Source organism: Mesorhizobium carmichaelinearum, assembly GCF_900199455.1.
Classification (GTDB): domain Bacteria; phylum Pseudomonadota; class Alphaproteobacteria; order Rhizobiales; family Rhizobiaceae; genus Mesorhizobium; species Mesorhizobium carmichaelinearum.
This window is the reverse complement of the sequence record NZ_FZQR01000068.1, coordinates 1-13,739: the sequence shown is the minus strand read 5'-3', so window position 1 is coordinate 13,739 and position 13,739 is coordinate 1. Positions and strand designations below refer to the sequence as shown.

At 60.4% G+C, this 13,739-nt stretch carries 6 protein-coding genes, 8 pseudogenes, 1 riboswitch and 1 other annotated feature; of the genes and pseudogenes, 10 read left to right on the top strand and 4 right to left on the bottom strand.

Features of this window, described 5'->3' with window-relative positions:
* The first annotated feature begins 224 nt into the window (after nucleotides 1-224).
* Nucleotides 225-314, top strand: a riboswitch (glycine riboswitch).
* A gap of 142 nt (nucleotides 315-456) precedes the next feature.
* The 4 genes and pseudogenes from CKW40_RS41100 (at nucleotide 457) to CKW40_RS41085 (ending at nucleotide 5,854) form a co-directional block, all read left to right on the top strand.
* Nucleotides 457-1,709 (top strand): annotated as a pseudogene (locus tag CKW40_RS41100) (D-amino acid dehydrogenase).
* A gap of 11 nt (nucleotides 1,710-1,720) precedes the next feature.
* Nucleotides 1,721-3,928 (top strand): malate synthase G, encoded by a 2,208-nt coding sequence (locus CKW40_RS41095; protein WP_095205249.1) that lies wholly within the window; start codon nucleotides 1,721-1,723, stop codon nucleotides 3,926-3,928.
* Between the two features lies 1 nt (nucleotide 3,929).
* A complete protein-coding gene (locus tag CKW40_RS41090; protein WP_095205248.1) occupies nucleotides 3,930-4,361 on the top strand; it encodes a GlcG/HbpS family heme-binding protein in 432 nt (143 codons plus the stop codon).
* A gap of 323 nt (nucleotides 4,362-4,684) precedes the next feature.
* Nucleotides 4,685-5,854, top strand: a complete 1,170-nt coding sequence (locus tag CKW40_RS41085; protein ID WP_095205247.1) for a M20 aminoacylase family protein — start codon at nucleotides 4,685-4,687, stop codon at nucleotides 5,852-5,854.
* Between the two features lie 685 nt (nucleotides 5,855-6,539).
* On the opposite strand, the pseudogene CKW40_RS41080 reads toward CKW40_RS41085, so the two are convergent.
* Nucleotides 6,540-7,247 (bottom strand): annotated as a pseudogene (locus tag CKW40_RS41080) (IS6 family transposase).
* Nucleotides 7,248-7,540: 293 nt separating this feature from the next.
* Here CKW40_RS41080 and CKW40_RS41075 point away from each other — a divergent pair.
* Nucleotides 7,541-7,624 (top strand): annotated as a pseudogene (locus CKW40_RS41075) (FAD-dependent oxidoreductase); the annotation flags it as partial.
* Nucleotides 7,625-7,644: 20 nt separating this feature from the next.
* On the opposite strand, the pseudogene CKW40_RS41070 reads toward CKW40_RS41075, so the two are convergent.
* A pseudogene (locus tag CKW40_RS41070) lies at nucleotides 7,645-8,366 on the bottom strand (transposase); the annotation flags it as partial.
* A gap of 51 nt (nucleotides 8,367-8,417) precedes the next feature.
* Here CKW40_RS41070 and CKW40_RS41065 point away from each other — a divergent pair.
* The 5 genes and pseudogenes from CKW40_RS41065 to ggt all read left to right on the top strand — a co-directional run.
* Nucleotides 8,418-8,805: pseudogene (locus CKW40_RS41065) on the top strand (transposase); the annotation flags it as partial.
* Nucleotides 8,680-8,796 (top strand) — a sequence feature (AL1L pseudoknot). Its footprint overlaps the pseudogene before it by 117 nt.
* Nucleotides 8,806-9,290 (top strand): annotated as a pseudogene (locus CKW40_RS41060) (IS30 family transposase); the annotation flags it as partial.
* A pseudogene (locus CKW40_RS41055) lies at nucleotides 9,274-9,597 on the top strand (integrase core domain-containing protein); the annotation flags it as partial. The pseudogenes CKW40_RS41060 and CKW40_RS41055, both read left to right, overlap by 17 nt.
* A gap of 512 nt (nucleotides 9,598-10,109) precedes the next feature.
* Nucleotides 10,110-10,808, top strand: a pseudogene (locus CKW40_RS41050) (IS6 family transposase).
* Between the two features lie 152 nt (nucleotides 10,809-10,960).
* Complete coding sequence (gene ggt, locus CKW40_RS41045) at nucleotides 10,961-12,655, top strand: gamma-glutamyltransferase (protein ID WP_095205250.1); 1,695 nt, start codon at nucleotides 10,961-10,963, stop codon at nucleotides 12,653-12,655.
* A gap of 87 nt (nucleotides 12,656-12,742) precedes the next feature.
* Here ggt and CKW40_RS45155 read toward each other — a convergent pair whose 3' ends face one another.
* A complete protein-coding gene (locus CKW40_RS45155) occupies nucleotides 12,743-13,033 on the bottom strand; it encodes a transposase domain-containing protein (RefSeq protein ID WP_280175437.1) in 291 nt (96 codons plus the stop codon).
* The coding region (gene tnpC / locus CKW40_RS41040) for an IS66 family transposase (RefSeq protein ID WP_280175436.1) at nucleotides 12,955-13,739 on the bottom strand (785 nt) is incomplete at its 5' end. The genes tnpC and CKW40_RS45155, both read right to left, overlap by 79 nt.

Here is a 13,739-nt window from a genome sequence, read left to right as displayed (position 1 = left end):
AGGTGATATGCTCGTCCATGGCCCGTCTCCTATGCATGAGGCTCGGCGCCGGGATATCCAGCGCAACCCTCGATAACCTGCATACTGTGAGACGGGTCGCCCTACCTCAGGCGAACATGTGGTCTAGCCGTTTCAGAGACCCACTGAGATTGGTTCGTCGTTTCACTGTAGCAAACTGATTGGATGCGAAAGTGCAGCGGGTCATCCTATAACAGTGCCGTTCAACACGCGAGACGGGAGAGATCAGCAAGTGCTGACGCCGACGGAGCAACCCCCCAAGGAAACTCTCAGGCAAAAGTGACCGTATCGCCGAACGATCTGGAGAGAGGCGCCCTGAGCGTCCACCGAAGGGGAAAGCCGGACCGCTGTCCGGTTAAGCTCTCAGGTAGCGGGACAGATTTGGGGATTTGGCGCAGGGCCTCCGCCCTGCAACCACTGTTCTGTCTGGAGAGTGAAATGCCCGCGATTGTTGTGATTGGCGCCGGTATCGCCGGTGTCTCGACGGCGTATGCCCTTTGGAGCACGGCTACGATGTGACCGTGGTTGAGCGGCAGCGCTATGCTGCCATGGAAACTTCATTCGCCAATGGCGGCCAGCTCTCGGCCAGCAATGCCGAAGTCTGGAACCACTGGTCCACCATCCTCAAAGGGGCTCAAGTGGATGGTCCGGCGCGACGCGCCGCTGCTGATGAACCCGGCGCCCTCGTGGCACAAATACAGCTGGCTCGCCGAGTTCGTGGCCAACATCCCCCGGTATCGCGAGAACACCGTTGCGACCACACGGCTGGCGATAGCCGCCCGCAAGTACATGTTCGAGATTGCGGAGCGGGAGCACATCGATTTTGATCATGTCCGCCGCGGCATCCTTCATGTCTACTGGGACAAGATGGGCTTCGACCACGCCACGAAAGTAAACGATATGCTGGTTGAAGGCGGGCTGGACCGGCGACCCGTGACTGCGGCCGAGATCGCTGCAATCGAACCGGCCCTGCACGGTGACTTTCATAGTGGCTTCTATACGCCATCCGACTCGACCGGTGACATCCACAAATACACCACGGGGCTAGCCCAGGCCTGTACAAGGCGCGGCGGCACCTTCCTCTACGACGCGACGGTGACCCGTTCGAGCGGCGCAATCGATTCCGGCTGACCTATTCAACCCATTGCACTGGCGGACAAAGCGCCGAACAGGTCATTGAAGCTGATGGAATCGTGGTATGTGCGGGCTCGCACAGCCGTGACATTGCGGCCATGCTCGGCGATCGCCTCAACATCTATCCGGTTAAAGGATACTCGATCACTGTCGACCTCGATGATCCCTCGGCACAGGCGGCCGCGCCCTGGGTGAGCATACTGGATGACCGAGCAAAAATCGTGACTAGCCGCCTCGGCGCTGGTCGCTTCAGGGTGGCGGGCACCGCTGAGTTCAATGGCCTCAACCGAGACATTCGGGATGACCGGGTGAGGCCGCTGATCGAGTGGACGCGGACACTCTTCCCGGGTGTTACGACCACCCGGGTCGTGCCATGGGCCGGGTTGCGGCCGATGATGCCTAACATGATGCCTCGCGTCGGGAAGGGATGTGCGCCGGGTGTATTCTACAATACCGGCCACGGCCACCTAGGCTGGACCCTGTCGGCTGCGACCTCCGCCATACTGGTCCAGGCCGTTGCGGCAGACCTTCCCGTCGGCGCTCGGTTGGCAGCGTAGGAAGGCGGGCAATGAGCCGGAAACCTGTTCATGCGACATGGGTTGAGATTGCGGGATTGAAGATCGCGCGGGAATTGCACAACTTCATCCGCGACGAAGCCTTGCCGGGAACCAGCATCGGCAACTCGGCCTTTTGGGCCTCTTTTTCCTCGATCGTCCACGATCTCGCGCCGAAGAACCGGGTGCTGCTCCAACAGCGCAACTCCATGCAGGAGAGGCTGGACCGCTGGTATCGCGACAATGGCGCGCCCGTCGACATGGACGCCTACAAGGATTTTCTGAAGGAGATCGGCTATCTCGTTCCGGAAGGGCCGGCCTTCAGCGTGACCACCGACAACGTCGACCCGGAGATATCGGTGGTTGCGGGGCCGCAGCTGGTGGTGCCGGTGATGAATGCCCGCTATGCGCTGAACGCCGCCAATGCACGGTGGGGCTCGCTCTATGACGCGCTCTATGGAACGGATGCTATTCCCGAGACCGGCGGCGCGGAAAGGGGCGGGAGTTTCAATCCCGAGCGCGGCGCCAGGGTGATCGCCTGGGCGAAGAGCTTTCTCGATGAGTCGGTGCCGCTCACGACGGGCAAATGGGCTGGCGTCAACGGGCTTTCGATTGTAAACGGCATGCTCAAGCTGGGCGAGGGTGCCGGCGTCACGACGCTTGCCGACCCGAAGCAGTTCGTCGGCTATCGCGGCGATGCTGAGAATCCCGAGGCCGTGCTGCTGGTTAGGAACGGCCTGCACATCGAGATCGTCATCGACCGCACCAACCAGATCGGCAAGACCGATCTGGCAGGGATCGCCGATGTCGTGCTGGAATCGGCGCTGACCACCATCCAGGATTGCGAGGATTCGGTCGCGGCGGTGGATGCCGAAGATAAGGTCGTCATCTACCGCAACTGGCTCGGCCTGATGAAGGGCGACCTCGCCGAAGAGGTCAGCAAGGGCGGCAAGACGTTTACCCGCAAGCTCAACCCCGACCGCGCCTGGACCACGCCAGGCGGCGCCACACTCACCTTGCCCGGCCGCTCGCTGGTTCTAGTCAGGAATGTCGGTCACCTCATGTCCAATCCGGCGATCCTTGACCGCGACGGCAACGAGGTGCCCGAAGGCATCATGGATGCGGCAATGACGGCGCTGATCGCGCTGCACGATGTCGGAGCGAATGGACGGCGGATGAACTCCCGCGCCGGCTCGATGTATGTCGTGAAACCCAAGATGCACGGGCCGGAGGAAGTCGCCTTCGCCGTCGAGATTTTCGACCGCGTCGAGGCTTTGCTCGACATGCCCAAAAACACCATCAAGATGGGCATCATGGACGAGGAGCGGCGCACTACCGTCAACCTCAAGGAGGCAATCCGCGCGGCAAGAGAGCGCGTCGTGTTCATCAACACCGGCTTCCTCGACCGCACCGGCGACGAGATCCATACCTCGATGGAGGCCGGGCCGATGATCCGCAAGGGTGACATGAAGCAGGCCGCCTGGATCTCCGCCTACGAGGCATGGAATGTCGATACCGGCCTGGAATGCGGGCTGGCCGGCCACGCCCAGATCGGCAAGGGCATGTGGGCGATGCCCGACCTTATGGCGGCGATGTTGGAACAGAAGATCGCCCATCCCAAGGCCGGCGCCAACACCGCCTGGGTGCCATCGCCGACGGCGGCGACGCTGCATGCCACCCACTATCACAAGGTCGATGTTCATGCCGTCCAGGCGGCGCTGAAGAGCCGGCTGAAGGCCAAGCTCGATGACATCTTGTCGGTGCCGGTAGCGGTGCGGCCGAACTGGACGCCGCACGAGATCCAGCGCGAACTCGATAACAACGCGCAAGGCATTCTCGGCTATGTCGTGCGTTGGATCGACCAGGGCGTCGGCTGCTCGAAAGTGCCTGATATCAACGATGTCGGGCTGATGGAGGACCGCGCCACCCTGCGCATCACCTCACAGCACATCGCCAACTGGCTGCATCATGGCGTCTGCACGCAGACGCAGGTGATGGAGACCATGAAGCGCATGGCGTCAGTGGTCGACCGCCAGAATGAAGGCGATCCGCTCTACACGCCGATGGCGCCGGACTACGACAATTCCATCGCCTTCCTCGCCGCCTGCGATCTCGTCCTGCAGGGCCGTGTCCAGCCTAACGGCTACACGGAACCGGTGCTGCACGCGCGCAGGCTGGAGCTAAAGGCGAGGACCGTTTGCGAACGTGCTGAAGGTAACTGACATGAGTGCACTGAATCTGGCAGCCGCCAACATGATCATCGCGAGTGCGCAGTCCGCAGCTCAGGAGAGGGGCCTGAAGCCACTGAGCGTTGCGGTCCTCGACGCCGGCGGTCACCTGATCGCGTTCCAGAAGCAGGACGGAGCATCGATGCTCCGCTTTGAGATCGCAACCGGCAAGGCCTACGGTGCGCTGGCCGTCGGCTTCGGCTCCCGCTGGCTCGACAAGGCTTCGGCCGACCGGCCGCATTTCGTAGCTGGACTTACTGCCGTGTCGGGCGGGAGGATCGTGCCCGTTCCTGGTGGCGTTCTGGTACGCGACAAAGCCGGTGACCTGGTCGGCGCCGTAGGTATTACGGGCGATACTTCCGATAACGACGAGGCAGCGGCAGTGTATGCGATCGAAAAGATCGGCTTAACCCCTCAGCCGGCATGAGCGGCGGCGATCCCGTTGCTCTTTGAAGCCAACCACCTCTTATCGGAGACCTACCTGGAAAAAGCTGTGCCCATTTCAAACCGTACCGCTTTCTGTCGTATATGTTTCAGCAGTCGGTGCAGTTTGGCGTCACACGGACCCGCTCCTGCACCAATCTTCTCAGCGACGGTGGACAAACAGTTCTCTTCCTATTGAGCGAGCGGAAGGCTTGGATTGCTATCCCGCGCTCAAGACGGCCCTTCACATAACCGCCGTCCATTTCACGGCAGAACGTGGCTGGCAAAGTGGGTCCGCAGAATGCATTTCAAAAGGGCTGATGCAGCATGACAAGCATTGAAACTTTCCAGGAGCTACAGCGCGAGGCGACCGAGTGGCGCCGCTACCTCCACGAGAATCCGGAGTTGGATTATCGGTTGGAGAACACAGCGAGGTTTGTGGCCGAGAAACTGGCTTCGTTCGGTATCAATCACATCGAGACGGGAATTGCTGAAACCGGCATCGTCGCGTTGGTTCAAGGCGAGGGCGGAGACGGGCCCACAATCGGATTGAGGGCGGATATGGATGCCCTGCCAATCGTTGAGGCTTCAAACAAACCCTGGTCGTCGAAAATACCCGGCAATATGCATGCGTGTGGCCACGACGGTCACACGGCAATGCTCTTGGGTGCAGCGAAACATCTGGCGGCTACCCGAAACTTCAAGGGCACTGTCGCCTTGATCTTTCAACCAGCGGAAGAAGTGGAACTTCCGTCGGGCGCCCTAAGGATGGTTCAAGAAGGCATTATGGATCGCTTCGGCATATCCGAGGTTTATGGCATGCACATTGCGCCGGGCATTGACATCGGCAAGTTCGGCATTCGCCCTGGTCCAATCATGGGCTCGCAAGATGATTTCGATATCATCATTAAAGGCACTGGCGGCCATGCGGCTACGCCGCATCGCACCATTGATCCCGTTGTGATCGCAGCCCAGATCATTCTAGGTCTGCAAGCCCTGGTTTCCCGCAGGACCGATCCCCTGGAGGCGCTTGTGATATCCGTCACCAAGCTGAGTGCCGCCCAGGCCTACAATATCATTCCCGATCAAGTTGCCATTTCCGGAACCGTCAGGACGCTCGGATCTACCCTGCAAGACTTCGCCGAGCGCGAGATTCCGGCCGTCGCCAGAGGTATTGCTCAGGGATTCAGTGCGGATATCGAATTCAAGTACATGCGCTCCGTTCCGGCTACCTTCAACAACCCAGAGAAGACCAAGGTGGCCGTTACGGCGGCACGAGATCTCGTGGGCACATCATCCGTCGACGATGCAGTCAGAGTATCCATGGGCGCGGAGGACTTCGCGTATATGCTCCAGGAGCGGCCGGGAGCCTACATCTTCGTTGGTAACGGACCGACCGCTCAATGTCATAACCCGGCGTTTGATTTTGATGATGAGGCACTGCCTTACGGCATCGGTTGGTGGGTGAAACTGGTCGAGACGATCCTGGCGCCGTGAGTGCCCATCGTCCTAACGCGATGGCTTCAGGTTTATTTGCGATGGCCGATCATGAGCTCCCAGGACGCCTTCGACGTCATCGAAGAGGGTAGGGGTGGCCATGCGGCCTCTCCGCTTCAAAGCCGTCGATTCCGTCATGTCGAGCTTGGCAGATGCATGGGCGATCATCAGTCAGGTTATGCCCCTGAGGCAAACTAAAACCCGGCGCGTCAGGCGGCGACATGTCAAAAGGACAGCTTGGGGCATAAACAAGCTCTTTGGTTCAAGATTGCGCGGGATGGCTCTGTGATGCAGAAGATTGCGGCCGGCGGGCGGATATCATCGTTGCCGGCGGCATGAGTCGAAGAGGTTCGCCATCCAAAGCTACAGTCTGCCGCTGCTGTCCGGCCGCCATGCGGCCGCGACTTTCGCGCGGCGTGCCCTGCCGGTGCACCTCCCCACCGGCAGGGCGGGATTTACAGAGGGCTGGATACGAGTGCCTGCGGCTCCGCGATCGAGGGTTGAACGGAGGTGATCGCCATCCGGATGGCACATCTAGGTCAGTTTTCAGCGGAACTAACCGCACCAAACAGTGTAGGTGACGTAAATACGCTGGCAGTCCAATCAGTCATACTATGCGATAGGCTAAAACGGATATTGTAAACTTAGCGACGACCGGCACAGAGCCGTCTGCGGCTCTCTAGGATCAGGTGCTCTGAAGACGGGCGATTTCGCGCCACATCTGCATCGCAGATCCTCGCAGCTCGCGATGATGGTCAGATGGAATGTTGTGGCGAGGAATGTGAAACAGGTTGGCGATGGGATCGTGGGTGGAGAGGAAGCGCTGAAGCTGTCGGGCTGACTTGAACCGCTTCATAGCGCTCTTCCGCCGTCGGACCGGTTGGTGAGAATTCTCAGCGCGCTTGTTCAGGCCCTTGTGTGTGAGCGATGCTCGACGCCCGGCATGATATCGCGCTTGGCCGCACTGTAGGATCGAAGCTTGTCAGTGACCATCACACGCGGCGAGCGGCATTGACCTTTGAGAAGCTTTCGCATCAGACGCCTGGCAACCTTGGCATTGCGGCGGCTTTGCACCAGAACATCGAGAACGAAACCGTCCTGATCGACCGCACGCCAAAGCCAGTGTTTCTTTCCCCGAATGGTGATGACGGCCTCGTCGAGGTGCCATTTGTCGCTGAGCTTTCCGGCTGAGCGCTTGCGGATGTCATTGGCAAAGTGCCTTCCGAATTTCTCCGCCCAAAGCTTCACCGTCTGGTGGGAGACCGTGATGCCACGGGCAGCCAGCAGATCTTCGACCATTCGCAAGCTGAGAGGAAACCGGAAATAAAGCCAGGACCGCATGGGCAATCACATCAGAGCGGCGATAAAGTCGATCACGGGCAATAGTCGTCATGCCCACTCATCGCATACCCAAATCGACCGTCGGGTAATGTTACGATGCTGTTGTGCCTCGTTTCTGAGCCCGTTTGAGTCCTTTCCTGCGCGATTTCCTGACCAACATCGAGACGACCGGACGTGGGCAGAACTTGTGCGTGCAATAGTTCATTACGGCCATCCCTGTTGTGAATGAACTATATCAATTCTCCATGATTTGGTGTACGAAGGTCGCATGCATCATTTTGGAGTGGCCTGTCTGTCTGACCAGCAACTGAGAAGAGGGGATTGGCCTTGGTTGAACAACGTAGTGTGGCCATCATTGGTGGTGGTGTGGTTGGCGTGAGTTGCGCACTTATGCTTGCGCGCGAGGGGCATCAGGTCACGGTGATTGAGAAGGGCCGCGTTGGTCATGGTTGTTCGTGGTCAATTGATCCACTTCGCCAAGGGGTAGGTGCCAAACCGGCATACGCGGCAACCTCCCGTCGATTTGCAAAGTTCCGATTTAACCCCTCTGACCAAAGAACAGTGGCAAACTCCGGCCCGACCCCTTTCAATGCCATCAGCATCGCTGCATACGCAGGTACCCCCGCGGTATCATTCTGAACAGAGACCAAGAGGGCATCGCGTTCAGCCTCGACGGTTTTGATCTGTTCCAGAAGCATTTCGAGCCGGTCGAGTTCCCGACTGATCTGTGCTTTCAGATGCTTCGGCAATGGTTGGCCACCCCCTGTCATGAGGTTATCGAGCCGTTCCCGGCGATTGCATGCAGGGGCTCATAGTTGCCGACACCTTGTGCAAACAAAAGACCCTTGAGACGATTGACGTGTTGGATCCGTTCGTTAATGAGCGTCTTGCGCTCAGGGCCAATACGGCGGCGGTCCTCTTCTTCATCTGTTGGAGCCTTGACCATCGCACACACGCGCGGCTCGCCACGTTTGTACGCCAACAAAGCGCGGATGTACGCCAACAAAGCGCGGACGAGAGCCTCTCCATCGATCCTGTCGGTCTTTGCGCGCCGACGGCGGCGCGAAGTCGCAATCGAGGCTGGATCGACAACGTAGCTTTCAATGCGGTCGCTCTCAAGAGCCCGATGGATCCAGAAGCCATCCAGCCCCGCCTCTTGAATAGTGATGATCTGAACCGCACCGGGTTGCTCGGAGGCTCCAATTCCTGAGAAGGTGGAGCCATGACAAGCAAGACGACCAACAAGTTCTCTCCCGAAGTCCGGACCCGTGCGGTGCGGCTGGTTCTGGATCACGAGCTGCGGTCTTGTCGATCGCGGCCAAGATCGGCTGCACGGCGCAGACGCTGCATGAGTGGGTGAAGAAGGCTGAGCGCGACAGTGGCGTGCGCGCCGGGGTGCCTACGGATGTGGCAACGAAACTCAAGGCCTTGGAGCGCGAGAACCGCGAGCTTCGCCAGGCCAACGAGATCCTTCGCAAGGCTTCCGCGTATTTTGCCCAGGCGGAGCTCGACCGCCGGTTCAAGCCATGATCGCGTTCATCGACGATCACCGCCAGGCGCATGGGGTCGAGCCGATCTGCAAGGTGCTGCCGATCGCCCCGTCGACCTGCACGCTGGTCGAACGTACAACACGGTTCACAATGCTCTTGCACCTGCCGCGCATGGAACGCCACGGCAAGGACAAGTCTGTCAAAAACGGCCCGGCTCTTGCCGGGCATGGTGCCGAAGCGGTCCGCGATGCCATCGCCGGGACCATCATGGATTTACCCGCACACCTCCGCCAATCCTTGACTTGGGATCAGGGCGCGGAGATGGCCCAGCATGTACAACTCCGGATCGACACTGGCCTCGCGATCTACTTCTGCGACCCTCAAAGCCCTTGGCAGCGCGGAAGCAACGAAAACACCAACGGCTTACTGCGCCAGTACTTTCCGAAAGGCACGGATCTCAGCCAGCAGGGCCCGATGAACTCAGCGCTGTAGCGCGTGCTCTGAACACCAGGCCCCGCAAGACGTTAAGCTGGCGCACGCCTGCAGAGGCTCTCGACCAGTTACTCAAACAAGATATGATCGAGGCTGTTGCGACGACCGGTTGAATCCGCCCAATATGTCAGCATTCGATATACCGAGCGCCTGGCGGAGGCCGGCGTCGAGCCTTCGGTAGGTAGCGTCGGCGACAGCTACGACAATGCTCTCGCCGAAATGATCAACGGTCTTTACAAGGCCGAGGTGATCCATCGACGCGGGCCATGGCGTAACTTCGAAGCCGTCGAGTTCGCTACGCTCGAATGGGTCGACTGGTTCAATAATCGCCGGCTGCTGGAGCCCATCGGCAACATCCCGCCGGCCGAAGCCGAGGAACGCTACTACGCCATGCTGGATGAACCAGCCATAGCCGCGTGACTCAAACGAAACGGCCTCCGGAAAACCCGGAGCGGTTCAATCGGATAAACTTGTCCGGTCCGGGCCCGCTCATGCCCGTAAAGTCCGCCGAAAATGTTAAGGCGACGCTACCCTGTCGAATATGCGACACAACATCTTCGCCTTGGCTGCTTGCTGCGCTGTGGGTTAAGTCATTGAACAGGCGTACGAAAGGCGTTTTCTGGGGGTCCCTCGGCGCAATTGGCACGACTTTTGATCGGTCCTCTTTCGTCAAACGCGGCACGAGGCCGCACAAGTGTTCGCCTGGAGGATCCGAATGATCAGTCATAGCCAGAGCTGGGTACGCGACCCCCAGTCGCCGCAAGCGACAATCCGATGACCAACGGATATTTATGCAGCCGACGATGTGAACTTATCGCGAGATTCCCAACTAGACCACAACTCTCGCTTTATTGCGAGTTCCTACCTTGCAGTGATCTCGCTGGCGATGTCACGGTAACGGCTATGAGGAGCCTCGCGATAGACACACTTGCATGAACAGCTTGCCCATCAGCTACAAGCGCCATCGCTTCCCACCTCAGATCATCGCCCATGCGGTGCGGCTCCACTTTCGGTTTCCGCTGAGCCTGCGCCTTGTCGGAGAAATGCTGCTGGAGCGCGGCATTGTAGTCTCCTATGAAACGATCCGCCCTTGGGGAAACAAATTCGGTTCCGACTATGCGCGTCGCCTTCGCCGCAAGAAGCCCAGCCGGAACGATGTGTGGCATCTGAACGAGATGGTCATCACCATCGCCGGCAGGAAACACTGGTTGTGGCGTACCGTCGACCAGGACGGTTATGTGCTTGACGAGATCGTTCAGGCCCGCCGCAACAACAAGGCAGCCAAGCGATTGCTGCCGCGGCTTCTGAAGAAGCAGGGCTTCGCGCCGAAGTGGATGATCACCGACAAGCTACGCTCCTATTGCGCGGCGCGGCGTCAGGTTATGCCGAACGTCGAGCATCGATCGCACAAAGGCCTGAACACCGCGCCGAGAATTCACATGTGCCACTGCGAAAGCGTGAGAACATCATGCAGGGCTTTCGATCATCAAGAGGCCTGCAACGGTTCGTGTCGATCTCTCAGTTCTCCGAAACCACTTCGTTCCGTCCACCAGCAACACTCCGCCTTCCAGATACATCTCAACCGACTTACCGCCATAGCCGAGTGGAAAGCCGCGACTGCAGCCGCCTGAAATCGATACTTCGCGCTCCCCATCAAGTTAAGGTGACAACGCCACATCAGGGAGTAGTTCATGCGGGTAGCCGTCGTGCCGAATGGCGGAGTGTGACATGACTGACAATATCACCATGCCGCTATTTGCAGGTCCGTAAACGGAGGTTGATGATGCGGCATACTGACTGGCGTCCTCATGCGGGCGCCGCCTTCACTTGTGAGAAACAACCGGCGACCGGTTCGCGTGGCATGGTGGTGACCAATCACCCGCTCGCTTCCTCCGCGGGGGCAGAAATGCTCGCTGCAGGCGGCAACGCGATCGACGCTGCCATCGCGGCCTTGTTCACCCTTTCGGTGGTTGAGGCGATGATGGTGGGGGTGCTGGGTGGCGGCATAGCACATATCCGCCTCGCAAACGGCACGCATCACGTGCTCGACGGTATGAGCACCGCACCGCTCGCGACCGGCCCGACCGTCTACACGCCTGATCCGAAAGCCGCGCCCGGCACTGGGGACACGATCGGCCGTCGCAACGCCATCGGCCCCACCGCGGTCGCCGCCCCCGGCAACCTGCTGGGCTGGTGCGAGACGCTGCGCCGGTTCGGCACGTTCTCTTTGGCCGACGTTACTGAGCCCGCGATCCGTCACGCCTTGCGTGGCTTTCGTGTGACTCCCTATCTACAGGAATGCGTCTGCAAATCGGCGGCCGATCTCGCGCGCGATGCGGAAATCGCCAAACTGTATCTGCCCGGCGGCATGCCGATCCAACCTGGGACCCGCCTGGTCAGCGGCGATTATGCCGAGACGCTGCGATCAATCGCGCGCAAGGGACCGGACATCCTGTATGGCGGCGAACTGGGACGACACTATGCGGAGCATATGGCGCAGGAAGAGGGCTTTCTGACACTCGACGACCTCACGGGCTATCGCACCGTAGATCGCGAGCCGTTGCGCGGGCTTTATCGCGGCTTTGAGGTCCTCGGGCCGCCGGCGCCATCGTTCGGCCCTCTGCACATCATTCAGACGTTGAATATCGTGGAGGGTTATGACATCGGCACGCTCGGCTTCGCAACGCCGGACACACTGCACCTGCTGGCCGAAGTGCTCAAGATCGCTTTCGCCGACAGGGCAGAGGCGTCCGCCGATCCGGCGTTCGTCCCGGAGCCGATCGGCAAGCTGCTGTCCAAGGACTATGCAGCGGCGCGCAGGGCTCGCATCAAAATGGACCGCGCCCAGTCATGGAGCGCAGGGGTGGCACCTAGCGAAGGTGCGCATACCACCCACCTGACAGTTGCGGACGGGTTCGGCAACGTCGTCGCCAGCACCCAGACGATCTGCGCCCTTTTCGGCGCCGGCTATATCGTGCCGGGCACCGGCATGATCCCGAACAACTACATGTCCTCGTTCGATCCGCATCCGGGCCGCGCCAGCTCGATCGCACCCGGCAAGCGCGTGACCTCGTCGATGTCTCCGGTGATGGTGCTGCGCGACGGCAGGCTACGCTACGCGATCGGGCTGCCCGGCGGGCTGCACATGTTCCCCTCGGTGATGCAAGCGCTGTCGAACCTGATTGATCATGGCATGAATGTGCAGGAAGCGGTGGAGGCGCCGCGGATCTGGACGCGGGGCTGTGGGGTGAAGGTCGAGGTCTCCGTGCCGGCAGGCGTGCTCGCGGCATTGCGCGACCGCGGTCACGATGTGGCGGCGGTTAACAGCCTTGGCTGCGGCATGAGCGCGATTCAGTTCGAGGCCGACGGAACGATGACTGGCGCCGCGTGCTGGCGTGCCGACGGTACGCCAATCGGGCTCGGCGGCGGGTTGGCGCGGCGCGGCGTATGGTTTAGGCCGGACCAGGCGCGGAGTTGAGCGCGGCCGGCCTCTGGCCGCTCCGGCGCCGACGATCGGGTGATCTTCATGCAAAGTGCCATCGAATGTAAGCGCCTCGCCGATCGCCTATGGATTTGGGCTTGACGTTTTTCGGAATCGCCAGGGCATGAGTTCCTCGATCTGGCTCTGTGGATGGCCGTTGATGATGGCGTCGAGAGTTTCGGCGAGGTAGGCAACGGGATTGACGTCGTTGAGCCTGCAGGTGGCCACGACGGATGAGAGCAGCGCCCAGTTCTCGGCCCCGACTTCATGGCCAGCAAACAGAGCATTCTTTCTGGTCAAGCATACTGGCCGGATGGCGTTTTCGACTGGGTTGGTGTCGAGCTCGAGCCGGCCGTCGTCGAGGAAGCGAGTGATTGAGCCCTTGCCAAGGCAAGACCATAGCGGATGTCTTCGGCCAGCTTTGAACCCGAGGAGATCATCGACAATTGCTTTTCAAACCACGGCTTCAAGGCGGCGATGATCGGGGAGGAGTGCTGTTGTCGCGCGGCGAGCCGAGCTTGTGGCGTCATGCCGCGCACCGTCGCCTCGACGGCGTAGAGCGTGGCGATCTGGCGCACGGCGGCTGCGGCGATCGGGGACTTGGTGTTGCGCGCCAGCTTCACAAAACGTCGGCGCAGATGGGCCCAGCAATGGACGAGCTTCCACGGTCCTTGCGGCCGTTCCAGGCGCGTCAGCCGGTCATAGCCCTCATAGGCGTCAACTTGCAGGAACTCTCCGCCGAAGCCTTGGAGGAAGCGTTCGGCAGGCTCGCCGCCGCGCCCCGGCGCATAGTGGAACAGCACAATGGGCGGGCCTTGGCCACCATGGCCGCGATCATCGCAAGCGATCGCCCAGAAGAAGCCCTTCTTGACCTTGCCGCGTCCGGGATCGAGCACCGGCGCCGTGGTCTCGTCCATGAACAGACGATCCGCGCCAGCCAGATGCCAGCTCATGTGACTGGCGACGGGCTTGAGATGGAAGCAGGCTCGGCCAGCCCAATTGCCCAGTGTCGCGCGATCCAACTGGATGCCCTGGCGAGCGTAGATCTCGGCCTGCCGGTAGAACGGCAAGTGATCGCCGA